This is a genomic window from Paenacidovorax caeni, from assembly GCF_001298675.1.
In the GTDB taxonomy this organism is placed as follows: domain Bacteria; phylum Pseudomonadota; class Gammaproteobacteria; order Burkholderiales; family Burkholderiaceae_C; genus Paenacidovorax; species Paenacidovorax caeni.
Window position 1 is genome coordinate 13,258 of record NZ_CYIG01000002.1, and the last position, 24,191, is coordinate 37,448.

The window sequence follows — 24,191 nt, forward strand, 5'->3', positions numbered from 1 at the left end:
AAAAATCAGGCTGAAGTGGCCTCTGAATGGTCCTGCGACCACACAGTGGACTGGTTGCGCCCATTGCGCTTCGAAGCGTACAGGGCGGCGTCAGCCCGCGCCAGGCAGTCCTGCGCCGAGGCGTCGCCACACTGCATCGCGCACACCCCGAGGCTGATGGTGCAGCGGATGTACCCGGCCGTGTCCACCGGCACCGCGCACGCGGCCACCGCCTCGCGCAGGCTTTCGGCGCGCCGGTAGCCAGCCGCGCCATCGGCATCGGACAGCAGCACGGCAAACTCCTCGCCCCCGAGCCGCCCCACCATGTCGCCCTTGCGCAGCGCCTGGGTGATGACCGCAGCCAGATGCTTCAGAACGGCATCGCCAGCGGAATGTCCGTAGGTGTCGTTGACGCGCTTGAAGTGGTCGATATCCAGCATGAGCAGGGCCGAGGACGCCACAGTGCCTGCGCGCAGGCGGCCAATCTCTTCGTCCAGCCGCGCCATGAAGGCGCGGCGATTGGGCACGCCCGTCAGCCCGTCGGTCAGCGCCATGCTCTCCAGCAGCGACTCGCGCTGCCTGCGCTCGGTCACGTCGTGCAGCACCCAGCACTCGCCGAGGTGGTGTGCGCCGTCGCGCAGGGTGATTTTCTCGACCTCCAGGCAGCGGCCATCGGGCAGCGACTGCAGCCGCTTGCCCACTGCGGATTCGCTGCGCGCCCCCCAGGCGCCGCCACCAGCCGCATCCGTCAGCGGCGCCAGGCGGTCAGTCAGTGCGGCGACGGGCCTGCCCACCAGGGATGCGGGCGGGCCCTCCAGCCCCAACACCGCCACCAGCATGCGATTGACGGCCAGCACCTGCCCGCCAGCCGCGTCGGTCACCAGGATGCCGGCCGGGAAATGCTCCAGGAGCGCCTCAAGCCGGTGCTGCGCCTCACCCAGGGCCGCCTCGGCGCGGTGGCGCGCATCGGTGTCCATCAGGGTCCAGACGACGTCGCTGGCGGGGTCCTCGGGGTCCAGCGGCGAGCCCAGCATATCGAACCAGTGCGCCTCGTCCTCGCGCGTGCGCAAGGGCCACTCGGTACGCGCCGTGCCGCACTGCTTGAGCGTTTCGTAGAAACTGCCGAAGCGCGCGAAGCTCTCGTCGCTGGTGTGGACGTCGCGGAACGAGCGCGCCTGCGTCTGTACCCCAGCCTCGATACCGAACACCTGCGCGGCGCTCTCGTTGGCGTACAGAATCTCGCGTCGCGCGTTGGCCATGACGATCAAGGCACCGCTGCGGTCAAACAAGACCTTGATCAAGCGGGACTGCTCCACACGCTGCTGGATGTCGGTATGCGTGCCCAACATGCGCAACGGCGTGCCCTGCGGCGTGCGCTGCGTGACCTCCCCACGCAACTCGACCCACAGCCAGCCGCCATCGGCCGTCGCCAGGCGCATCTCCACCCGGAAATCGGCCCCGTCCTCGACATGGCGCTGCAACTGCGCCTGGACGCGCGCCCTGTCTGCCGGGTGCACGCGGCCCATGAACGTGTCGAAAGTGAGCGTGAACGCCCGCGGTGCAAAGCCGAGCATCTGGTAGCAGCGCGCATCCCACTCCACGCTGGCCGAGGGCCAGTGCCACTGCCATAGCCCGTCGCCCACGGCCCCCACCGTCAGGCGCAGCCGCTCTTCGCTCAGGCGCGTGGCCTCCTGCATGGCCTGGTCCTGGGTGATGTCGTGGATGTAGCCGTGCCACACCAGGGTTCCGTCCTCCTCCTGCTGCGGCCGGGCCTGGCCATGCAGCCAGCGCACTTCGCCCTCGGGCGTACAAATGCGGTACTTCTGCTCCCAGGCCTGGCCTGCACGCACGCTCGCCTGCACGGCGTCCAGCACACGCGGCTGGTCTTCGGGGTGTACGTGGTGCACGAAGTCCACCTCGAACCCGGCCAACGCCTTCGCAGGCACGCCATGCACGGCAAAAAATCCGGGGCTGGCATAGGGCACGGTGAGCCGGCCGCCAGAGGCCATACGCACCTGAAACAGCCCCCCGGGCACCTCCTGCGCCAGGCGCCCAAAGCGGCGCTCCTGCTGCACGCGCAGCCAATCGCTGCGCTGGCGCTGCAGCGCAAGCCAGACCATCACCAACGACCCCAGGACGATGCAGGCCGAGCCCACAGCGTTGCGCTCCACGCTGCGGGCAATGGCTTCCTCCGCCGAGGCAAATGCCGTGTCGCGCTCCAGCCCGGTACTCACAATGGCGGGATACCCCTCGACCCGGCGCCAGGCATACAGCCGGTCTGTCCCATCCACTGCGGCCACCACCTCGTAGGTCCCCTGCTTGAGGCCGGGCATGAACAGTTGCAGCCGTTCCGGCGGAAGGGACTGGCCCAGCACCGCGTCCTGCGCTTGCGAGCGCGCCAGATAGGCACCATCCTCACGCACCAGCAGTACCACATCGTCGGTGCGATCGAACAGCGTGTGGAAGTAGCGCCCGATGTAATCCGGGGAAACGGACAGCACCAGAACGCCGACGAACCGACCGTCGCGGTACAGCCCCCGGCTGAGCTGGATGGTCCACTCCTGCGACACGCGCCCGCGCACGGGCCGGCCAACGAACAGGCCCTGCACCTGCTGGCGCGCATGGACCTGGAAATGCTCGCGGTCACGGATCGAAACCCGCGCCAGCGGCTTGCCGTGGCGCTCCAGGCTGGAAAACACCACCTGGCCCTCGGCATCGGCCACGGCGATCTGCACCAACGTGCCCTGGGGATAAGCGTCCAGCGACGATTGCACCGCGCGCTGAAAATTGCCGCCGCGCCCATCGGCATACTCGCCCGCCAACTGGCGCGATGTGTAGTCGAGCCCGGAAAGCAGCGTCTGCACCTGCACCGAGATGGCCTGGGCCATTTGCCCCACACGCAGCCAAGTCTGCTGCGCGGCGTAGCGGCGCTGCGCCTCGTGGCTGTCCAGCAGAACGACCCAGTACCCCGCCAGCGCCAGCCAGACGCACAGCACGCCCAGCACCACTGCGATGGTTGCCTGGGTCCAGCGTCCAAACAATGACCGGAACGTGCGCCACATAGCTTCCCCCCCGCCTACCAACAGCCAGCGAAGCGTGCACTCGCTGCCTCGTTTAAACGATGACACACGACCAAGCTACATGCCAGACCGCGCCTCCCCCTTGTGCCCAGCCGGCGTTGACAACGACCTGCAGTGGCGACTTACCCTTACCAAAAATGGCAAACACGCTCGAGTATCGCAAACCGCTGCCAAAGCGTGCGTGCAGGCTCACGGCAACCCTGCCACGGAACCCGTGGCGTGGGCTCTGCGCCTGCCTACGACAGCAGCGCCAGAGGCGCCAGGATGCGGCCCACGCACGCAACACCCAAGCCGTATCGGCCTCTGACAGGCGCCGCCCTCAGGCTGTCTCCTGCGCCAGGGCCCAGGCGACATGCTCGCGCACCAGCGCGCTGGGGTCCTGGGTGCGCCTTCGCAGCGCATCACGCACCGCCGGGTCGCCCGTGGCGCGCAGCGCGTTGCCCAGCGCCACGGCGATGTTGCGCAGCCAGCGCTCGTGGCCGATGCGGCGGATCGGGCCGCCCTCCGTCTGGCGCAGGAAGGTCGCCTCATCCCAAGCGAATAAGTGCACGAGCTGCTGCCCCGTCAGCCCGGCGCGCGCGTCGAAGTCGGGCAATGGGCTGGGCTGGGCGAACTTGTTCCACGGGCAGGCAAGCTGGCAGTCATCGCAGCCATAAATGCGGTTGCCCATGCGGGGGCGCAACGCCAGCGGGATATCGCCCGCGTGCTCGATGGTCAGGTAGGAGATGCAGCGGCGCGCATCGACGCGATATGGCGCCACGATGGCCTGCGTGGGGCACGCGTCCATGCACGCCTGGCAACTGCCGCAATGCGCCGTAACCGGCGCCGTGGGTGCCAGCGCCATGTCCACGTAGATCTCGCCCAGGAAGAACATGGACCCGGCCTCGCGCGAGAGCACCAGCGTGTGCTTGCCGCGCCAGCCCTGTCCGCTGCGCCGCGCCAGCTCGGCCTCTAGCACCGGGGCGGAGTCGGTAAAGACGCGGTGGCCAAAAGGCCCAGCGGCCTCGGCAATGCGGTCGGCGAGCTTTTGCAGGCGTGCGCGCAGCACCTTGTGGTAATCGCGCCCCCGGGCGTAGACCGAGACAATGGCCTCACCCGGGCGCCGCAGGCGCTCCCATTCAACGGCCTGCCAGCCCTCGGGGGTGCTGCGTGGCAGATAGTCCATGCGCGCCGTAATGACGCTCACCGTGCCAGGCACCAGCTCGGCCGGCCGGGCGCGCTTAAGGCCGTGGGCCGCCATGTAGTGCATATCGCCATGGAACCCTTGGGCCAGCCATTGCATCAATCCAGGCTCTGCTGAAGACAAGTCCACACCCGTGACGCCGATTTGGGAAAATCCCAGCTCGCGCGCCCACTCCTGAATCCGAGGAATCCATTGACTTCCGTCCTGCACCATCGCCCGATTGTAGAAAGCGCTCCCCCCCTGGCCATGGCCGATGCCACCTGGCACAGCGAGGACGATACCGCGGCCTGGGCCCGCAGGCTGGCCACGCGGCCACAACTGGCCAACGCCTACATCACGCTGCACGGTGACCTGGGCGCAGGCAAGACCACGCTGGTGCGCCACCTGCTGCGGGCGCTGGGTGTGCAGGGCCGAATCAAAAGCCCCACGTATGCGGTGGTGGAGCCGCACGAGGCGGGCGGGCTGGCCATCTGGCACTTTGACTTCTACCGCTTTGACGATCCGCGGGAATGGGAGGATGCCGGCTTGCGCGATATCTTCGCCGCACCCGGCCTCAAGCTGGCAGAATGGCCGGAAAAGGCAGCGGGGCTTGCCCCACCTGCGGATCTAGCTATCTATCTGGAAGCAATCGACGAAATGCAAAGGCATGTCACGTTGAAAGCGTTCACCGCGCCGGGCCAAGCCCTGCTGGAAGGGTTGCAGCCATGAAGCCCGCCCAACGCCCCGCCAACCCAACCCGCCGCGCGCTGCTTCGCGGGGGCAGCCTGGTGCTGCTGCTGGGCGTGCAGCAGATCGCGCGCGGCGCCACCATCGTCGCCGTGCGCGTGTGGCCGGCCCCCGAATATTCGCGCGTCACCATCGAGTCCGACACCAAGCTCGCGGCCAAGCAGTTCTTTGTGCCCCAGCCGCCACGCCTGGCCGTGGACATTGAAGGCATTGACCTGAACCCTGCGCTGCGCGAACTGGTGGCCAAGGTGCGTGCCGACGACCCGAACATCGCGGGCATCCGCGTGGGCCAGAACGCCCCGGGCGTGGTGCGCCTGGTGATTGACCTGAAACAGGCGGCAGTGCCCCAGGTGTTCACCCTCACGCCCGTGGCCGCGTACCAGCACCGCCTGGTGTTCGACCTGTACCCGGCGAAATCGGTCGATCCGCTCGAGGCCCTGATCGCCGAGCATTTGAACGACGCCCCTGCGGCCTCCGCACCGCACAGCGAAGCGGCATCGCCCCAGCCCACGGATCCACTGGGCGATTTGATCGCACAGCATGGCCAGCGCCCGGAGCCCGCCAAGCCACCCGCGCCAGCTCCCGCGCCCTCGGCCGCTGCCGCACCGCCGCCCCCCAGCGCAGCGCCGCGCGCTCCCGCCGTGGGGCGGCAAACCGACCGCCTCATCATCGTGGCCCTCGACCCGGGCCACGGGGGCGAAGACCCCGGCGCCATCGGCCCCGGCGGCACGCGCGAAAAGGACGTGGTGCTGAAAGTGGCACACCTGCTGCGCGAGCGCATCAACGCCTCCAGCGTCGGCGGCAACCCCATGCGCGCTTACCTCACGCGCGACGGCGACTATTTCGTGCCCCTGGGCACGCGCGTGGAAAAAGCCCGGCGCGTGCAGGCCGACCTGTTCGTCTCCATCCATGCTGACGCGTTCACCACCCCCAGCGCGCGCGGCGCCAGCGTGTTCGCACTGAGCCAAAGCGGCGCCTCCAGCACGGCGGCGCGCTGGCTGGCCAACAAGGAAAACCAGGCCGACCTCGTGGGGGGCCTGAACGTCAAGAGCCAGGACCAGCACGTGCAGCGCGCCCTGCTCGACATGAGCACCACCGCGCAGATCAACGACAGCCTGAAGCTCGGCAGCGTGCTGCTGGGCGAGATCGGTGGCATGGCCCGCCTGCACAAGCCGCGCGTGGAGCAGGCCGGCTTCGCCGTGCTGAAGGCGCCCGACATCCCGAGCGTGCTGGTGGAGACCGCCTTCATCAGCAACCCCGAGGAAGAGGCCAAGCTGCGCTCGGCGGCCTACCAGGTGCAACTGGCCGACGCACTGATGCGCGGCATACAGCGCTACTTCGCCAAGAACCCGCCGCTGGCACGTAGCCGCACGGTTTGACGGTTCTGCCCCAGGCTCAACCCGGGCTGGTTCGCCGTGGTCCGCACGCGGCTGCGCTGGCGTTCACTCCAGGGGGCGTTGGTCAACGTTTGCCGCGGTGCGCGCCTGCTCAGGTACGACACGGCTTGTAACAGCCACTTCCAGCGACCGCCCTACATTGAAGGCATGTTGAACCCACAAAAGGAGTCCCCCGTGCTGAAGACCCGTTACCTGCTTGCCGTGACCACGATGGCATCCGCATTCGCCTTGGGCGGCTGCGCCAGCGCACCGACCCACAACCAGCTGGGTACCGCTGCAGGTGCCGTGGCGGGCGGCGTCGCGGGCCATGTGCTGTTCGGCGGCCCACTGGGTACCGTGGGCGGTGCCGCAGCGGGCGCGGTTATCGGCAACGAATTGACCAAATCCAAGCGCCGCTAACCCCCCGGCGCCCCTGTTTTTCGCCCGCCACGCGCGGGCGATATTGTTTCTGGCGGGGCGAAATGGTTACGCCGTTTTACGCCCGGCGCGCCAGGCGCCAAAGATGGCGATCAGCCCCGGCACCAGAATCAGGCCCCAGATGATCTTCTCCAGATGTTGGCGCACCCAGGGCAGGTTGCCGAAGAAATAGCCCGCGGTACAAATGCCCAGCACCCACACCAGTGCGCCGCCCACGTTATAGGCCGAGAATTTGCCCCGCCCCATGGCCGCCACGCCCGCCACAAAGGGGGCGAAGGTGCGAATGAATGGCATGAAACGCGCCAGAACGATGGTGATGCCGCCATAGCGTTCGTAGAACCCATGCGCCTGGTCAAACGCCCGCTTGTTGAACCAGCGCGAGTCCTCCCACTGGAACACCTTCGGCCCGAAATAGCGCCCGATGGTGTAGTTGCACTGATCGCCCAGAATGGCCGCCACCAGCAGGATGGCGCAGGCCAGCGGGAAATTCAGCAACCCCGCGCCGCTGAGTGCGCCCACGATGAACAGCAGCGAGTCGCCCGGCAGAAAGGGCATGACCACCACGCCCGTCTCCACAAAAACGATCAGGAACAGCAGCGCGTACACCCAGGCGCCGTAGTTGGCGACAAAGGCCTCGAGGTACTTGTCCACATGCAGGATGAAGTCGATGAGAAAGCTGACGAGTTCCATGAAAAAAGCGGGGTGCGCCCAAGGGCAAAGCGCGCATTATCCGCAGCTCCTAAAATTCCCCGGGTGAATGCAAGCCCCCCCCTCCCTGCTACCGCCGCGCCCGCCCCGCTCCCCCGCCGCCCCATCCGCGACCTGCCCGACGAGCTGATCAGCCAGATCGCCGCAGGCGAAGTGGTCGAGCGCCCCGCATCGGTGGTGCGCGAGCTGGTGGACAACGCGCTGGACTCTGGCGCCACGGCCATTACCGTGCGGCTGCTTGCGGGCGGCGTGCGCCTCATCAGCGTGGAGGATGACGGCTGCGGCATCCCGCAGGACGAGCTGCCCGTCGCCCTGCGCCGCCATGCCACCAGCAAAATCACCAACCTGCACGACCTGGAGACCGTGGCCACCATGGGCTTTCGCGGCGAGGCGCTGGCAGCCATCGCCTCGGTGTCGGAAACGGCGCTGCTGTCGCGCCCGCAGGCGCAGGCCAGCGCCTTCCTGCTCGATGCGCGCAGCGGCGAGATCCGCCCCGCCGCGCGCAGCCACGGCACCACGGTGGAGGTGAAAGAGCTGTTCTTCTCCACCCCGGCACGGCGCAAGTTCCTCAAGAGCGACGCCACCGAACTCGCGCACTGTGTCGAGGCCGTGCGCCGCCACGCGCTGGCACGGCCCGACGTGGGCTTCGCCATCTGGCACGAAGGCAAGCTGGTGGAGCAGTGGCGCGCCACTTTCGTGCCCAGCCAGGCCCGGCCCGGGGAAGGCAGCGTGCAGGATGCGCTGGCACGCCGCCTGGCCGACGTGCTGGGCGAGGACTTCGTCAACCAATCCATGGCCGTACTGCACCGCGCGGGCCCCGTCACCGTGACAGGCCGCGCCGGTCTGCCCGATGCCGCGCGCGCCCGTGCCGACCACCAGTACTGCTACGTGAACGGCCGCTTCGTGCGCGACAAGGTGCTCACGCACGCGGCGCGCAGCGCCTACGAGGACGTGCTGCACGGCCAGAAGCAGCCCGTCTATGCGCTGTACGTGGAGATCGACCCGGCACGCGTGGACGTGAACGTGCACCCGACAAAGATCGAGGTGCGCTTTCGCGACAGCCGCGAGGTGCACCAGGCCGTGCGCCACGCCGTGGAGAACGCGTTGGCCGCCCCGCGCGCGGCGGCGCTGGCAGCCGCCGCCCCGGCTAGCGCACCCGCGCAGACCCCTGCCGGCACAGAGGATTTGCAGCCAAAACAGCCGCTAGCCCAATACTGGCAAGCGCAAGCAGCTATCAAATTCGACGAGCGCCCCGGCCACAAAGTGAGCGACCTGCAGGCGCTGTGGCAGCCGGCACAGCCCACGCAGCCGAGCCCCCTCGCCGAGCCGCCCACGGCCGCGCCCGCCATCGCCTGGGCGTCACCCGCGGCGGCCGCGCCAGCGCCGCCCGCCGCCGAAGCCCCGGCGTGGCCGCTGGGCCGGGCGGTGGCGCAGATTCACGGGGTCTACATCCTGGCCGAGAACGCGCAGGGCATGGTCGTCGTGGACATGCACGCCGCGCACGAGCGCATCGTCTACGAACGCCTCAAGGCCCAGGCAGAGGGCGGCGCGCGCATCGCCAGCCAGCCCCTGCTGATCCCCGCCACCTTCGCCGCCACGGCGCAGGAAGTAGCGACGGCGGAAGAATGCGCCGAGGTGCTGGCCACGCTGGGCCTGGAGGTTGTGCCTTTCTCCCCCAAGACCCTGGCCGTGCGCGCCGTGCCCACCAGCTTGGCGCAAGGCGACGCGGTGGAGCTGGCGCGCAGCGTGCTGGCCGAACTGGCCGCGCACGATGCCACCACCGTGGTGCAGCGCGCACACAATGAAATCCTGGCCACCATGGCCTGCCACGGCGCCGTGCGCGCCAACCGCAAGCTCACGCTGGACGAAATGAACGCCCTGCTGCGCCAGATGGAGACCACCGACCGCAGCGACCAGTGCAACCACGGCCGCCCGACCTGGCGCCAGCTCACGATGAAAGAGCTGGACGCGCTTTTCCTGCGCGGGCGCTGAGGGCCTGCGATGCGCATCCTGCTGGTCGAAGACGACCTCCCCCTGGCCAGCGCCCTGGCCGAATTCCTCGGCGCCAAGGGCTTCGTGTGCGAGCGCGCCGCCAGCCTGCAGGCCGCGCGCGCCCTGCTGCCGCTGGCCCACTGGGGCGCCGTGCTGCTGGACTGGCAACTGCCCGACGGCGAAGGCCTGGCGCTGCTGCCGCTGCTGCGTGCACGCCTGCCCGAAGCCGCCGTGATCGTGCTCACCGCGCGCGACCAGATCACCGACCGCATCCAGGGCCTGGACGCCGGGGCCGACGACTACCTCGTCAAGCCCTACGACCCGGACGAGTTGCTGGCGCGCCTGCGCGCCGTGGAGCGCCGGCGCAGCGGCGCCGCCAGCGCCCTGCTGCAGCTGCCCGGCCTGTCGATCGACCTGGGCCGCATGGCCGTGCAGCTCGACGGACAGGCGGTGGAGCTGACCGCCAAGGAATGGGCCGTGCTGCGCGTGCTGGCGCAGCGGCCCGACCGCATTCACCCGCGCGAGAGCCTGCTCGACGCCCTGTACGGCCTGGACGCCGACGCCAGCAGCAACACGCTGGAGGTGTTCATCAGCAACCTGCGCCGCAAGATTGGGCGCGAGCGCATCCAAACCTTGCGCGGCCTGGGCTACAAGCTCAACACCGCCGCCACTGGCACATGAAGCAGCGCAGCCTTTCCTGGTCGCTCACCCGTGCCCTGCTGCCCTGGGTGGCACTGGTGTGGGTGGCCATCAGTTTGGGCGTGGCCTGGTATGTGCAGCATGAGCTGGCCGAGCAGCTTGACGCCGGGCTGGTCGAGAGCGCGGAACGCCTGCTCGACCTGGCGGCACACGATGCACGCAACCACGAGAAGCCCTCCGAACGCGACGGCACGCTGTTCCGGCTGGAGGTGCCTCACAGCAAGCTGCACGGCGCCAAGCACGACGTGTTGCTGTACCAGGTGGTGAACACCGACAACGAGCTGCTGCTGCGCTCGGCCGACGCGCCACGCTACCCTTTGCCGGTGCCCCTGAGCACCGGCTTTCGCGAATATGCAGGCCTGCGCATCTACACCCTGGCCCACCCCAGCCTGCCCATGTACATCCACGCGGGCGACCCGCTGGCGCACCGCCAGGCCACGCGCACACGCACGCTGCTGGGCTTGCTGGTGCCGCTGCTGGTGGTGTTGCCGCTACTGGGCTGGCTGATTCGCACCGTCACCCGCCGGGTGCTCGCGCCCGCCGGACAGATCGCTCGCGAACTGCAGCAGCGCGATGGCAGGCACCTGGCCCCGCTGGCGCCGGCGCAGCCCCTGCCCGCCGAGCTGCAAACCATCGTCGGTAGCGCCAACCACCTGCTGCAGCGCCTGGAAGGCGCGCTGGACACCGAACGCGCCCTGGCCGCCAACGCCGCCCACGAGCTGCGCACCCCTCTGGCCACCGTGCGCCTGCGCCTGCAGACCGCGCTGGCCCAGGTGAGCGACGGCCCCGCACGCCAGCGCGTGGCCGAGGCGCTGGACTCGCTCGACCAACTGGGCCGGCGCAGTGAAAAGCTGCTGCAGCTCTCGCGTGCCGAGTCGGGCGCGGCCCTGGCACAGGAGCGCGTGAACCTTGGCAAGCTGGCCGCCGTGGTCGCGCAGGAGTTCTGGTCCGACCCCGCGCTGCTGCAGCGCCTGCACCTGGTGCTGCCCGAAAGCGAGGACGTATGGGTGCGCGGCGATTTCGACGCGCTGGCCATCGCACTGCGCAACCTGGTGGAAAACGCCGTGCGCTACGCCCCCAGCGGGCCGGTGACGATCGCGGTGGAGGCGCCTGCCACCTGCAGCGTCAGCGACGAGGGCCCGGGGCTTTCGCCCGAGCGCGCGCACGCGCTACTGCAGCGCCACCAGCGCAACGGCCACGCGCCGCCGGCCTGCAGCGCACCGGCGCATGTGCCCGGCTACGGGCTGGGCCTGTCGATCGTATCGACCATCGTGCAGCGCCAGGGCGGCGCGCTGGCCCTGCAGTCGCCCCCGCCCGGCCAGCCCCACGGGCTGCGCGCTGCGTTGCTGCTGCGCGCGGCGGAGCAGCCCACCGCGCCTGGAATTTGAGGTCTTTTAGGCTTCCAGGGCTTACCTGAAAAGCGCTAGCAGCTCTCTTTTCAATAGCAACCATCAATGCTCGGCATCCGGCGTGCCGTGGCCCGGGGGCGTCCATATGCGGTGCGCATCCAGCAACACCCGGGCTTGCGCCTGCTGGGCCTCCAGGGCAGCCGTCTCCGCCGCCAGGCGGGCATCGAGGGCACCGCGCTGGGCCAGCAGCCAGTCGCCCAAACCACTCTCCCCCAGTGCGTAGGCACGCGCCTGCAGCGCCGCGCTTTTCTCACTGTAGGCCAGGGCCTGGCGCTGCTGGGCCAGCGTGGTGCGCGCCTGTGCCGCTTCGCCAACCACGCGCCACGCCTCGGCCTCGACGCGCTGGCGTGTGCGCGCCAGTTCCTGCTGCGCCACGTCGGCCTGCGCCAAGGCAGCCTGCGCGTCGGCACGGCGCCCTGCACTGCCCAGGGGCAGCGAGACGTAGACCCCCAGCACATGCTCTTGCCCACCGCGCTCGCGCGTGGCGCGCACGCCCACCGTGGGGTCAGGGGTCCGCTCCAGCCGCATGCGTTCGGCTTGCAGGCGTGTTTGCCCGGCCTGCGCCTCGGCCAGCTCCAGTTCGTGGTTGTCCTCAAGAATGCGCGCGACCCAGGCGGCGGCAGGGTCCTGGCCGTCTGTACCACCCTCTGGCACCTCGGCAGGCCAGGGGGCATCGGCCGGCGGCAGCAGGCTGGCCGGGTCCGGCAAGCCCGGGTAGCGGCGCAGCAGGCTCTGGCGAACGAGCATGGCCTGGGCAGCGGCGCGCGCAGCCTGGGCCTTCACGCGGGCATGCTCTGCCTGGGTGGCGAGCAATTCGAGCGTGGCGGCCTCGCCCAGATCCACCCGGCGCTGCGTGGCGGCCAGGGTGCGCGCCATCAGCGCCTCCTGGGCCTGCAGCAGTTGGTCCGTGCGCGCGGCGCGCAGGGCCTCGAACCAGTCCGCCAGCAGGGTGCGCGCGGCCTCATGCCAGGCGTCGGCCTGGGCAAGCACGGCCACCTGCTCAACGGCCGCGCCCAGTTGGCGGTCGGCCTCCACCTTGCCGGGCCAGCGCATGGCTGTTTCCAGGCCCAGCTCGGTTTCCGCGTAGCGCGTGCCGCCCTGCTCGCGGCGCTGGTTGGCACCTGCCTTGGCCACCCAATCGTGCGGACCCGCGCGCAGGCGTTCGCCGCGCGCTTGCGCCAGTGCCAGGCCGGCACCGGCAGCGCGCACCTGGGGCAGTTGCACAAGGACTTCCTGCACGGTGGCGGGCGGCGGCAGTACCGCCCCGGGCACTTCCTGGGCGCGCGCGCCGCAGGCCAACGAAACGGCGCAGGCCAGCACCGTGAGGCAACGGACAGTGGCGCCTCTCATGACAGGCTCCCAAGGCGGCCAAAGGCCAGCAAGGGGGCGGCCCAGTAGGCAATCTGCGGGGTTGGCAGGGCCTTGCGCAGTGCATCAATGAGTGGCTCCACCTGGGTCTGGACGATGGCCAGCTGCACCAGCACGCGCCGTGCGCGGCCCTGCACCTGCTCCATGGACGAGGCCAGATGGATATGCGCTCCCATGCCCTGCGCCGGCACCAGGGTGAAGCCCGGGGCCATGTGCGGCAGCGTGCGCAGCAGATCCAGCACGTCTTCTTCGAGGGCAGCAGGAACTGCCAGGGTGAGCAGGCAGTCGGGGGTGGTCAATGCGGTATCGGCAGTCATGGCGAGACGGCGCCTGCGGCGCGCGTGGAAGGAGAGGAAAGACCAAAGCGGCGGTACAGCAGCGGCAGCAGCACCAGCGTGAGGAAGGTGGAGCTGACCAGCCCCCCAATCACCACGATGGCCAGCGGGCGCTGAATTTCCGAGCCGGGCCCCGTGGCCAGTAGCAGCGGAATCAGCCCCAGCGCGGTGATGCTGGCCGTCATCAGCACCGGACGCAGGCGGCGCAGCGCACCTTGGCGCACCACTTCGGCCATCGGCATGCCACGTGCGGCCAGCTGGTTGAAGCAGGTAACGAGCACCAGCCCGTTGAGCACGGCAATCCCCATGAGCGCAATGAAGCCGACCGACGCCGGCACCGACAGGTATTCCCCCGTGAGTGCCAGGGCCACGATGCCGCCCACCAGGGCCAGCGGAATGTTGGCGAACACCAGCAACGCCTGGCGCAGGCTGCCCAGGGTGGCAAACAGCAAGCCGACGATGAGGGCCAGCGCCACCGGCACCACCATGCCCAGGCGCGCGGCAGCGCGCTGCTGGTTCTCGAACTGGCCGCCCCAGGCCAGGCTGTAGCCCGGTGGCAGCTTGACCTTCTGGGCCACTGCGGCCTGGGCCTCGGCCACGAAGCCCACCAGGTCGCGGCCACGCACGTTGGCGCGCACCACGGCCATGCGCGAGGACTGCTCGCGTTCGATCTTCACCGGCCCGTCGGCCACTTCCAGCCGCGCCAGCTGCGACAGCGCCACCGCGTCGCCGCCCGGCACGGGCAGGCGCAGCGCGGCAAAGCGTTCCGGCGACATGCGCAGGTCATCGCTACCGCGCACCACCAGAGGCACACGCCGCGCGTCCTGCATGACCACGCCCGCGCGCTGGCCTTCGACCAGCGTGCGCAAGTCGTTTTGCACTTGCTCCACCGACAACCCGAGGCGGCCGAGGGCCTGGCGGTCGAGGGCCACGCGCAGGTACTGCACGCCGTCGTTCTTGGTGGTGAGCACGTCCTCACTGCCTGGCAGGCTCTGCAGCACCTGAACGACTTCCTCGGCCAGGCGCGAAAGCTCTTGCGCCTGGGGCCCAAAGACCTTCACGGCCAAGTCGCCGCGCACGCCCGAGAGCATTTCGGAGGTGCGCATCTCGATCGGCTGGGTGAAGCTCAGGTTCACGCCGGGCACCGCCTCGGCAGCGGCGCGGATGGCGTCGATGAGCTCTTCCTTGGTCTTGAAGCGCCATTCGGCGCGCGGCTTGAGCACCAGGAAGCTGTCGGTCTCGTTCAGGCCCATGGGGTCAAGGCCCAACTCGTCCGAGCCCACGCGGGCCACGATGCGCTCGACCTCGGGCACCTGCGCCAGGATGCGGCGCTGCAGCGCCTGGTCCGTCGCGGCGGACTGCTCCAGGTTGATGGAGGGGAGCTTTTCCACCTGCATGATGATGTCGCCCTCGTCCAGCGACGGCATGAACGACTTGCCGATGAACGGAAACAGCGCCAAGGCCCCCGCGAGCGCCAGCACCGCCCCGGCACCCACCACGCGCGGGTGGCGTAGCGCGGTATCGAGCAGCGGGGCATAGCCCGCCTCGAGCTTGCGCACCAGCCACGGGCTGGCATGGTGGCCGGGTGCATGCGGGCGCAGCAGCCACGAGGCGAGCACCGGAATCACCGTGAGCGACAACAGCAGCGATGCCCCCAGCGCAAACACGATGGTCAGCGCCACCGGGCCAAACAGCTTGCCTTCCAGGCCCTGCAGTGTGAGCAGCGGCAGGAACACGATCATGATGATGGCGACGCCGGCGCCCACGGGGGTGGCCACCTCCTGCGTGGCCCGGTACAGCGCGTGCAGGCGCGGCGTACCCGGCTCTACCGGACGCGCTTCGATGTTTTCGACCACCACCACGGCCGCATCGACCAGCATGCCGATGGCAATGGCCAGGCCGCCCAGCGACATGAGGTTGGCAGACAGCCCCCACTGGCGCATGAGCACGAACGTGGCGAGCGCCGACAGCGGCAGAATGAGCGCCACCACCAGCGCCGCGCGCAGGTTGCCCAGGAACAGCAGCAGCAAGACGAGCACCAGGGCAATGGCTTCGGCAAGCGCCTTGCTGACCGTACCCACGGCGCGCTCGACCAGGCTGCCACGGTTGTAGAACGGCACGATCTTCATGCCTTCTGGCAGGCTGGCCTCGATCTCCTGCAGGCGCGCCTGCACGTCGTGCACCAGCTGGCGCGCATTGGCACCGCGCAGTCCCAGCACCAGCCCCTGCACGGCCTCGCCCTGGCCGTTCTGCGTGACGCTGCCGTAGCGTGTCAGTGCGCCCAGGCGAACCTCGGCCACATCCCCCACGCGTACGGGCGCTGCTGTGGCCTGCCCATCCTGCGAGCGCACGACAACGGCGCGCAGATCGTCCAGGCTGGTGATGCTGCCGTCGCTGCGCACCAGCAGCGACTCTTCGCCACTGGACAAGCGCCCGGCGCCGTCGTTGCGGTTGTTGGCGGCCAGCGCGTCTTGCAGCTGCTGCAGCGACACGCGCCGCGCCGCCAGCCGGGCCATGTCGGGTGCCACCTCGAAAGTCTGAACCAGTCCACCCAGGGTGTTCACGTCGGCCACCCCGGGGATGCCGCGCAGGCGTGGCCGGATGACGAAATCGAGCAGCTTGCGCCTTTCGGCCAGCGACGCATCGCCCTCAACGGTGAACATGAACATCTCACCCAACGGGGTGGTGATGGGCGCCAACCCCCCGCTGATGCCCTGGGGCAGATCGCCCATGACACCGGCCAGGCGCTCGCTGACCTGCTGGCGTGCCCAGTAGATGTCGGTGCCGTCGGCAAAGTCCAGCGTGATGTCGGCAATGGCGTATTTGGACTGCGAGCGCAGCATCGACTGGTGTGGAATACCCAGCAGTTCCTGCTCGATGGGGGCGACGATGCGCGCCTCGACCTCCGAAGGCGTCATGCCCGGGGCCTTGAGGATGATCTTCACCTGGGTGGTCGAGACGTCCGGGAAAGCGTCAATGGGCAGGTCACGCATTGCCAGCCAGCCCGCGCCCACCAGGCCCAGCGACAGCACCGCGATCAGCAGGCGTTGCGCCAGGGCAAAGGCAATCAGACGTTGCAACATCACGGTGCCGTGCCTTCCTGGCCCAGGCCGAGCCAAGCGCCCTTGAGGGCGGCAATGCCACCCACGGCCACTTCATCGCCCACCTTCAACCCGGAGCGCACAGGCTGCATGGCCTGCTGCCCAGCCCCTTGGGCGGCGCCGTCCAGCACCACCGGTGTGGGTACGAAGCCCTGCGCACTGCGCACAAACACATAGGCCTTGCCATCCTGGCGCACCACGGCTTGCACGGGCACGCTGGGGCCTGTGTGTGCGCCGTTTGCCCCACCCGGCGTGGGCAGCACGGTGGCCTGGACGACCTGCTGCAGGCGCAAGCAGTCCTCGGCTGCCGTGAAGTCGGCACGCACCTGAACTGCCTGGTTGGCACCCAGTACCTGCGGCACGATGGCCGCCAGCTTTGCGGGCGCCTGGCAGCCTTGCAGTGCCAGGGCATCGCCTACGCGCAGGCTGCGGGCTTGTTCGGGCGTGGCCTGCAGCACGATGGCCAGGCGCCCGGAACGCGCCAGCTTCACCACGGGCATTCCGGCATCCAGGCGCTGCCCGGGCACGGCGCTGACCTCCAGCACCGTGGCCGGAGCCGTGGCGCGCAGCAACACCTGCGGCTGCAAGCCGCCACCTGCCTGCCCGATGGACTGCAGCGCTTGCCGGCGTTCCTGCACGGCCAACTGGGCCTGCTCATCCTGCGCCCGGCTGTCTTGCAACCGCTGCGCGGGAATGATGCCTTCGGCGTGCAACTGCGTATCACGTGCCAGCTTGCTCGCCGTAAGCCGCGCCTGGGACTGCGCCTGCGCCAGCTCGCGCTGCCAGGCAAGCAACTCGGGACTGAGCAAGCGGGCTACGCTCTGGCCCGCCTTCACGCGCTCGCCTGGCGCCACAAACACCTGCTGCACCACGCCAGCCAACGGCGCACTGAGCAACTCCGTGGCCTGAGGCGGCAGTTCCACCTGCCCCTGGAGCACCAGGCCTGCGCTTGGCTGCACAGGCGCTGCGGCAAGTGTGAGCGTACGCACACCTGCGGCCTCGGCCTGTGCAGGGGTCCAGGCAATGAGTGGAGCGCCCTCGGCGGCCATGGCCAAGGTGGCAAGGAAAAAGCAAGAAAGCGCGCGCCAGTCGCGGCGCGCGGTGAGAGGGTAGGAAGGCTGCATGGTGAAGAACCCGGTTCGCCACGTTGGCAAACAAACACAGCCAGTCTAGGCAGCAGACATGAACAGGAAATGAAGGCACACCGCCCCCGGGCAGCCAAAACAGCTGGGCAAAAAAACGCACCACAAACGTCTGCCATGCCGCCCCACCCCACCCGAAAAGCCTCCTTTTTGGTGCGCACAGCACCACAACGTGGCATTTGCGCCGCATTGCTCACCAAAACGGTGCGACGGTTATGCATGAGTACATACGTTTTTGGCATAATTCATTGCTGCACTGCCACATAACTTTTCCTCATCGAAAGCCTTTTTTATGAAGTACGCGTCCGTAGGCCAATTCCTTGAACATGTTGCCCAGCGCAACCCCGGCCAGCCCGAGTTCCTGCAAGCCGTGACCGAGGTCATGGAAAGCCTGTGGCCCTTCATTGAAAAGCACCCCAAGTACGCAGAGCACGGACTGCTGGAGCGCCTGGTCGAGCCCGAGCGTGCCATCCAGTTCCGCGTGAGCTGGCAGGATGACCACGGCACCGTGCATGTAAACCGCGGTTTCCGCATCCAGCACAGCATGGCCATCGGCCCCTACAAGGGCGGCATCCGCTTCCACCCCTCGGTGAACCAGTCGGTGCTCAAGTTCCTGGCGTTCGAGCAAACCTTCAAGAACGCGCTGACCACGCTGCCCATGGGCGGCGGCAAGGGCGGTTCGGACTTCGACCCCAAGGGCAAGAGCCCGGCCGAAGTCATGCGCTTCTGCCAGGCCTTCGTGACTGAGCTGTTCCGCCACGTGGGCCCGGACACCGACGTGCCCGCCGGCGACATCGGCGTGGGTGGCCGCGAGGTCGGCTACATGGCCGGCATGTACAAGAAGCTGGCCAACAACGCTTCCAGCGTGTTCACTGGCAAGGGCCTGAGCTTCGGCGGCTCGCTGATCCGCCCCGAGGCCACGGGCTACGGCACGGTGTATTTCGCCGACGAAATGCTCAAGACGCGCGGCCAGTCGTTCCAGGGCAAGACGGTGTCCGTGTCCGGTTCGGGCAACGTGGCGCAGTACGCCGTGGAAAAGGCCATGCAACTCGGCGCCAAGGTGGTCACGGTGTCCGACTCGTCGGGCACGGTCTACGACAAGGACGGCTTCACGCCCGAGAAGCTGGCCATCCTGATGGACGTAAAGAACCACCGCTATGGCCGCGTGAACGAATACGCCGAGAAGGTGGGCGCCGAGTTCATCGCCGGCAAGACGCCGTGGCACATCAAGGTGGACGTGGCACTGCCCTGCGCCACGCAGAACGAACTGGACGAGAACGATGCCAAGGTGCTGATCGCCAATGGCGTGCTGTGCGTGGCCGAAGGCGCGAACATGCCCTCGACCATCGAGGCTGCCAAGGCATTTGAAGCCGCTGGCGTGCTCTACGCACCCGGCAAAGCCAGCAACGCCGGTGGCGTGGCCACCTCGGGCCTGGAAATGAGCCAGAACGCCATGCGCCTGTCGTGGACGCGCGACGAAGTGGACGCACGCCTGCTGCAGATCATGCAAGGCATCCACGCCGCCTGCCTGCAGTACGGCAAGCGTGCCGACGGCAGCGTGAGCTACATTGACGGCGCCAACATCGCCGGCTTCGTGAAGGTGGCCGACGCAATGATCGCCCAGGGCGTGATCTGACGCAGCGCAGGCCCGGCCCGCTGCGGCGGCCGGCCGCACCTTAGAACGTTTTTACGTTCGGACAGCCCCGTGCCACGGCCCGGGGCTTTGTTTTTTCCGGCCCCGGCATTCTTTGTTACGCTCGCACGCCTATGTCCGCGCCCGCACCTTCCCCCGCCCTGCCCTGCATCGCCATCGCTGGCCCAACCGCCTGCGGCAAAACGGCGGGCGCCCTGGCCCTGGCGGCGGTGCTGCAGCGGCGCGGCATACGTGCGGAGATCATCAGCGTCGATTCGGCCCTGGTATACCGTGGCATGGACATCGGTACCGCCAAGCCCAGCGCCAGTGAGCAGGCCAGCGTACCGCACCATCTGATCGACATCCGCGACCCCCAGCAGGCCTACAGCGCAGCGGAGTTCGTACAGGACGCGTCGCGGCTCATCGCCGAAATCCGCGCGCGTGGCGCACTGCCGCTGCTGGTGGGCGGCACCATGCTGTACTTCAAGGCGCTGTTCGATGGCATCGACGACATGCCGCCCGCAGATGCCGCGGTGCGTGCGCGCATCAATGCGCAGGCTGCGCTTGAGGGCTGGCCCGCCCTGCACGCTGAACTGGCGCGCGTGGATCCGGCGACGGCGGCACGCCTGGCACCCGGCGACAGCCAGCGCATCCAGCGTGCACTTGAGGTGTGGCATGTGTCGGGGCGCCCCTTGTCCAGCTTTCATACTCCTAAAAAAGAAGCTACCAGCGCAGGACCAGAAAGCGTTACAGCCCTTTTTTCCTTAGAGCCACAAGACCGCACCTGGCTGCACACGCGCATCGCCCAGCGCTTTGATGCCATGGTGCAGGCGGGCTTGGTGCAGGAGGTGCAGACCCTGCATGCGCGCGGTGACCTGCACGCCGACCTGCCCAGCATGCGTTGCGTGGGCTACCGCCAGGTCTGGGAGGCGCTTGATGCCCAGGCTGCCAGCGGCCGACCGCTAGATATGCACGGCCTGCGCGAACGCGGCATCGCCGCCACGCGCCAACTGGCCAAGCGCCAGATCACTTGGCTGCGGAGCATGCCGCAGCGCCGCGCCATCGCCTGCGATGCGCCAGACGCCCTGGCGCAATTGCTGCAGGGCGCGCTGGCGCTGCTGCCGGGCACCTGAGAACGCTCACTCGATGCTCAGACGCCGCGAGGTGTCGTTCACCCGCTTGGGCAGCGTGAGCGTGAGGATGCCGTTGTCGTACCGCGCCTTGGACTGGGCGGCGTCAATATCGGCGGGCAGCTGGAAGCTGCGCGACACCGCGCCGTAGAAGCGCTCCGAGCGCAGCACCTTCTCGCCCTCGGTCTTCTGGTCGAGCTGGCGCACCTCGGCACGCAACGTGACCACACTGCCATCGATCGCGACGTGGATATCTTCCTTCGGCACGCCGGGTACCTCGGCCTGCACGGTAAAACCGCCCTCGGTTTCCTTCACGTCCACCTTGATTTGCGAGGGCGCGGGCAGGCCGTCGCCATGCAGCGGACGCACGTAGAAACCGGGTGCGAAGTCCTTGAAGAAGTCATCGAACAAGCTGCCGCGGGTCACCAGAGAGTTCATGATCAAGCTCCTTGCAAAAAGGTGGGAAACAGGCCCCGCGCACCATGCGCTGGCCTTGTTTTCCAGTATGCGAGCGCGCGGCAAAACTTCAAGCCCCCGCAGGACGATTCCCCCTCTGGGCGCGCACAGCGTGCACGCCAATGGAAACGGGGCCGTAGGGCCCCGTTCTTTTGCTATCTACTTGATAGCTTGTAGCGCTTTCTAGAAGCCATTTCCCGAAATAAATCTACCGGAATATGCCAGCTGTCAAGCGCTGGCAGCTATCAAAAAAGGAGCGCGTCTTTCACCCCGCGCGGCGGCGCTCGATCCAGGCGATCAACTCGCCCATGATGCCGCGGCGGAAGGCCAGCACGCAGACCACGAAGATCAGGCCGGTGACGATGGTCACAGATTCGCCCAGCGTGTTGAACCAGTCGATGGTGGTCCACTGCGCCAGCAGCGTGCCCAGATCGCCGATCTTGTTCTCCAGCAGCACCACCACGGCAGAGCCGACGAGCGGACCACTGAGCGTGCCCAGACCGCCCACCAGCGTCATCAGCACGACGTGGCCAGAGGCGCTCCAATGCACATCGGACAGCGTGGCGAAGCCCAGCACCAGGGTCTTGAGCGAACCGGCCAGGCCAGCGATGCCCGCAGAGATCACGAACGCCAGCAGCTTGAAGCGGTTGGTGTCGTAGCCCAGCGACGTGGCGCGCGGCTCGTTTTCCTTGATGCCCTTGAGCACCTGGCCGAACGGCGAGTGGATGGTGCGCACGATGACCAGGAAGGCGAGCACCACCACGATCAAGCACACGTAGTACATGGCCATGTCGCTGGACAGGTCGATGAGGCCAAACAGCTTGCCGCGCGGCACGCCCTGCAAGCCGTCTTCACCGCCGGTGAACTTGGCCTGTAGCGCCGCAAAGAACAGCATCTGTGCCAGCGCCAGCGTGATCATGGTGGCGTAAATGCCCTGGCGCCGGATGGTGAACCAGCCCATCACGAGGCCGAGCAAAGCACCCGTGAGCAGGCCGGCGAGCAGGCCCAGCTCGGGCGTGGTGCCCCAGACCTTGACCGCATGGCCCGTCACGTAGGCCGCGCCACCCAGGAAGGCCGCGTGGCCAAAGGACAGCAGGCCGGTATAGCCAAGCAGCAGGTTGAAGGCCGAGGCGAACAGTGCGAAGCACAGCAGCTTCATCACGAACACCGGGTAGGCGCCCAGCAGCGGCGCCGCGATCAGGCCCAGCAGCAGCAGGCCATAGCCGATAGGAGCGAATTTTTTCGAGTTCATGCGTTGGGCCCCTTGCTCACTTCTCTTTGCCGAACAGGCCTGCGGGGCGGATCAGGAGGACGATGGCCATGATGACGAACACCACGGTGGACGATGCCTCGGGGTAGAAGACCTTGGTAAAGCCTTCGACCACACCCAAACCGAGGCCGGTGAGGATGGATCCCATGATGGAGCCCATGCCACCAATCACCACCACGGCAAACACCACGATGATGAGGTTCTGCCCCATCAGCGGCGTAACCTGGTACACCGGCGCTGCGAGCACGCCAGCGAAGGCCGCCAGCGCGGCGCCGAAGGCGTAGGTGAGCGTGATCATCACTGGCACGTTGACACCAAAAGCCTCAACCAGACGCGGGTTCTCGGTACCGGCACGCAGGTAGGCGCCGAGCTTGGTCTTCTCGATCACGTACCAGGTGGCCACGCACACGGCAAGCGATGCGACGACAACCCAGGCGCGGTAGTTGGGCAGGATCATGAAGCCGAGGTTAGTCGCGCCTTCGAGCAGCTCAGGCGTGTCGTAACCCAGGCCGGAGACGCCGTAGATGGAGCGGAACACGCCCTCGATCAGCAGCGTCAGACCCAGGGTCAGCAGCAGGCCGTAGAGGTGGTCGAGCTTGTAGATCCAGCGCAGCAGCAGGCGCTCGATCACCACCCCGAAGGCCCCCACCACCAAGGGTGCGGCCACCAGCATGACCCAGTAGTTAATGCCCAGATAGCTCATGCCCATCCAGGTCAGCAGGGCCCCGAGCATGAACAATGCGCCGTGGGCGAAGTTGATCACGTTGAGCAGGCCGAAGATCACCGCCAGCCCGAGGCTGAGGATGGCATAGAACGAGCCATTGACCAGCCCCAGCAGGAGCTGGCTCATCATGGCTGGCATGGATACACCGAAGATTTCCATGGGTGCAGGAGACGCAATAAAGGGGTGGGGATCGGTTGGGTCAGCAGCGCGTCACTTCCACAGCGCGCACTTGCTTTCCGCCTTCGCGGTGAAGACGTCCTCGCCGGACAGCTTCTTCACGATCTTGTAGTAGTCCCAGGTGCCCTTGGACTCCTTGGGCTCCTTGACCTGGACCAGGTACATGTCGTGGATGTAGCTGCCGTCAGCGCGGATCTGGCCCTTGGCGAAGAAGTCGTCCATCTTCATGCCGCGCCAGGTTTCCATGACCTTGTCGGCGTCGGTGGTGCCGGCAGCCTGCACGGCCTTGAGGTAGTTCATGGTGGCCGAGTAGTCGGCTGCCTGGATCTCGGTCGGGCGGCGCTGGGTCTTCTTCATGTAGGCGTCGGCGAACTTGCGCGAGGCAGCGTCCATGTCCCAGTACCAGCTGGTGACGAACTGCATGCCGGCGGTGTTCTTCAGGCCCAGGCTGTGGATGTCGCTGTAGAACACCAGCAGCGGAGCGATCTTCATCGTCTTGTCGATGCCGAACTCCTTGGCCGCCTTGATGGCGTTGATGGTGTCACCGCCCGCATTGGCCAGCGCCAGCACCTGGGCCTTGGAGTTCTGCGCCTGCAGCAGGAAGGAGGAGAAGTCCGAGGCATTCAGCGGGTGGCGCACCGTGCTCGCCACCGTGCCGCCCTTGGCCTTCACAACCGTGGAGGCGTCCCCCTCCATGGCGTGGCCAAAAGCATAGTCGGCGGTGAGGAAGAACCAGTTTTTGCCACCGCCATCGACGATGGCGCCGGCTGCCCCCTTGGACAGCGCGACGGTGTCGTAGGCGTAGTGCACGGTGTACGGGGTGCACGCCTCGTTGGTCAGGGCGGAGCTGCCCGCGCCGTTGTTGATCATCACGCGCTTCTTCTCCTCGGCAACCTTGGCCAGCGCCAGGGCGACGCCGGAGTTGGTGCCGCTGAAGATCATCGTCAGGTTCTGCGTGTCGATCCACTCGCGCGCCTTGCTGGCGGCGATGTCGGCCTTGTTCTGGTGGTCCACGGTGAGCAGCTCGATGGGCTTGCCCAGCACCTTGCCGCCGAAGTCATCGATGGCCATCTGAATGGCGGTGGCACCGCCCTTGCCTTCGAGGTCAGCGTACAAGCTCGACATGTCGGAGATGTAGCCGATCCTGACTTTGTCCTGCGCATGCGCTGCCCCGGCCAGCAGGCCGGCAGAGCCGAGCAGCAGCGCCAGCACGGTGAATTTTGCTTGCTTCATGTCATGTTTCCTGGTGGTTGGTTGGCAGAGGC

Annotated in this window: 19 protein-coding genes; 8 read left to right on the plus strand and 11 right to left on the minus strand. The window is 67.8% G+C overall.

Features of this window, described 5'->3' with window-relative positions; translation table 11 throughout:
* Positions 1-5: 5 nt before the first annotated feature.
* Together BN2503_RS00975 and queG are read right to left on the minus strand one after the other, a co-directional pair.
* Entirely contained in the window at positions 6-3,041 is a 3,036-nt protein-coding gene (locus BN2503_RS00975; RefSeq protein WP_054254781.1) for a diguanylate cyclase, read from the minus strand.
* A 337-nt stretch (positions 3,042-3,378) separates the two neighbouring features.
* Entirely contained in the window at positions 3,379-4,455 is a 1,077-nt protein-coding gene (gene queG, locus BN2503_RS00980) for a tRNA epoxyqueuosine(34) reductase QueG (protein WP_175537915.1), read from the minus strand.
* Here queG and tsaE point away from each other — a divergent pair.
* The 3 genes from tsaE to BN2503_RS00995 all read left to right on the plus strand — a co-directional run bounded on the left by tsaE (position 4,435) and on the right by BN2503_RS00995 (position 6,764).
* Positions 4,435-4,950 carry a tRNA (adenosine(37)-N6)-threonylcarbamoyltransferase complex ATPase subunit type 1 TsaE gene (gene tsaE, locus BN2503_RS00985; protein ID WP_054254782.1) on the plus strand — a complete coding sequence of 172 codons (516 nt, stop codon included), beginning with the start codon at positions 4,435-4,437 and terminating at the stop codon, positions 4,948-4,950. The genes queG and tsaE overlap by 21 nt on opposite strands.
* Entirely contained in the window at positions 4,947-6,347 is a 1,401-nt protein-coding gene (locus tag BN2503_RS00990; RefSeq protein WP_054254783.1) for an N-acetylmuramoyl-L-alanine amidase, read from the plus strand. The genes tsaE and BN2503_RS00990 overlap by 4 nt, the downstream gene beginning before the upstream one ends.
* A gap of 165 nt (positions 6,348-6,512) precedes the next feature.
* Positions 6,513-6,764 (plus strand): glycine zipper 2TM domain-containing protein, encoded by a 252-nt coding sequence (locus tag BN2503_RS00995; RefSeq protein WP_015913061.1) that lies wholly within the window; start codon positions 6,513-6,515, stop codon positions 6,762-6,764.
* Between the two features lie 66 nt (positions 6,765-6,830).
* On the opposite strand, the gene BN2503_RS01000 is transcribed toward BN2503_RS00995, so the two are convergent.
* Complete coding sequence (locus tag BN2503_RS01000) at positions 6,831-7,472, minus strand: DedA family protein (RefSeq protein WP_015913060.1); 642 nt, start codon at positions 7,470-7,472, stop codon at positions 6,831-6,833.
* Between the two features lie 63 nt (positions 7,473-7,535).
* Between BN2503_RS01000 and mutL the strand changes: the two genes are divergently transcribed.
* The 3 genes from mutL to BN2503_RS01015 are packed head-to-tail and all read left to right on the plus strand — an operon-like array spanning position 7,536 to position 11,569.
* Positions 7,536-9,482 carry a DNA mismatch repair endonuclease MutL gene (gene mutL / locus BN2503_RS01005; RefSeq protein ID WP_054254784.1) on the plus strand — a complete coding sequence of 649 codons (1,947 nt, stop codon included), beginning with the start codon at positions 7,536-7,538 and terminating at the stop codon, positions 9,480-9,482.
* A gap of 9 nt (positions 9,483-9,491) precedes the next feature.
* Complete coding sequence (locus BN2503_RS01010; RefSeq protein ID WP_054254785.1) at positions 9,492-10,163, plus strand: response regulator; 672 nt, start codon at positions 9,492-9,494, stop codon at positions 10,161-10,163.
* Positions 10,160-11,569: a sensor histidine kinase gene (locus tag BN2503_RS01015; RefSeq protein WP_054254786.1), complete on the plus strand. Its 1,410-nt coding sequence runs from the start codon at positions 10,160-10,162 to the stop codon at positions 11,567-11,569. The genes BN2503_RS01010 and BN2503_RS01015 overlap by 4 nt, the downstream gene beginning before the upstream one ends.
* 63 nt (positions 11,570-11,632) lie before the next feature.
* Here the strand turns inward: BN2503_RS01015 and BN2503_RS01020 are convergent, their stop codons facing one another.
* From BN2503_RS01020 to BN2503_RS01035, 4 genes are read right to left on the minus strand one after another with little or no spacing between them, the layout of a single operon-like run.
* Positions 11,633-12,940, minus strand: coding sequence for a TolC family protein (locus BN2503_RS01020; RefSeq protein WP_082366457.1), 1,308 nt, complete (start codon positions 12,938-12,940; stop codon positions 11,633-11,635).
* Positions 12,937-13,275, minus strand: coding sequence for a DUF3240 family protein (locus BN2503_RS01025; RefSeq protein ID WP_054254788.1), 339 nt, complete (start codon positions 13,273-13,275; stop codon positions 12,937-12,939). Before BN2503_RS01025 ends, BN2503_RS01020 begins: the two co-directional genes overlap by 4 nt.
* Complete coding sequence (locus tag BN2503_RS01030; RefSeq protein WP_054254789.1) at positions 13,272-16,376, minus strand: efflux RND transporter permease subunit; 3,105 nt, start codon at positions 16,374-16,376, stop codon at positions 13,272-13,274. The genes BN2503_RS01025 and BN2503_RS01030 overlap by 4 nt, the downstream gene beginning before the upstream one ends.
* Positions 16,376-17,518: an efflux RND transporter periplasmic adaptor subunit gene (locus BN2503_RS01035; protein WP_233494973.1), complete on the minus strand. Its 1,143-nt coding sequence runs from the start codon at positions 17,516-17,518 to the stop codon at positions 16,376-16,378. The genes BN2503_RS01030 and BN2503_RS01035 overlap by 1 nt, the downstream gene beginning before the upstream one ends.
* Positions 17,519-17,828: 310 nt before the next feature.
* Here BN2503_RS01035 and gdhA point away from each other — a divergent pair, with 310 nt between their 5' ends.
* Both gdhA and miaA read left to right on the plus strand, forming a co-directional pair.
* Positions 17,829-19,172 (plus strand): NADP-specific glutamate dehydrogenase, encoded by a 1,344-nt coding sequence (gene gdhA / locus BN2503_RS01040; protein ID WP_054254790.1) that lies wholly within the window; start codon positions 17,829-17,831, stop codon positions 19,170-19,172.
* 131 nt (positions 19,173-19,303) lie between these two features.
* Positions 19,304-20,302 (plus strand): tRNA (adenosine(37)-N6)-dimethylallyltransferase MiaA, encoded by a 999-nt coding sequence (gene miaA, locus BN2503_RS01045; RefSeq protein ID WP_054254791.1) that lies wholly within the window; start codon positions 19,304-19,306, stop codon positions 20,300-20,302.
* 6 nt (positions 20,303-20,308) lie between these two features.
* On the opposite strand, the gene BN2503_RS01050 is transcribed toward miaA, so the two are convergent.
* The 4 genes from BN2503_RS01050 to BN2503_RS01065 form a co-directional block, all read right to left on the minus strand.
* Positions 20,309-20,737: an Hsp20/alpha crystallin family protein gene (locus BN2503_RS01050; protein ID WP_054254792.1), complete on the minus strand. Its 429-nt coding sequence runs from the start codon at positions 20,735-20,737 to the stop codon at positions 20,309-20,311.
* 283 nt (positions 20,738-21,020) lie between these two features.
* The gene (locus tag BN2503_RS01055; protein ID WP_054254793.1) at positions 21,021-22,007 is read right to left on the minus strand and encodes a branched-chain amino acid ABC transporter permease; all 987 of its coding nucleotides are present in this window, start codon (positions 22,005-22,007) and stop codon (positions 21,021-21,023) included.
* A 16-nt stretch (positions 22,008-22,023) separates the two neighbouring features.
* Positions 22,024-22,908, minus strand: coding sequence for a branched-chain amino acid ABC transporter permease (locus tag BN2503_RS01060; RefSeq protein WP_054254794.1), 885 nt, complete (start codon positions 22,906-22,908; stop codon positions 22,024-22,026).
* Positions 22,909-22,959: 51 nt separating this feature from the next.
* Positions 22,960-24,159, minus strand: coding sequence for an ABC transporter substrate-binding protein (locus BN2503_RS01065; RefSeq protein WP_054254795.1), 1,200 nt, complete (start codon positions 24,157-24,159; stop codon positions 22,960-22,962).
* Between the last annotated feature and the right edge of the window lie 32 nt (positions 24,160-24,191).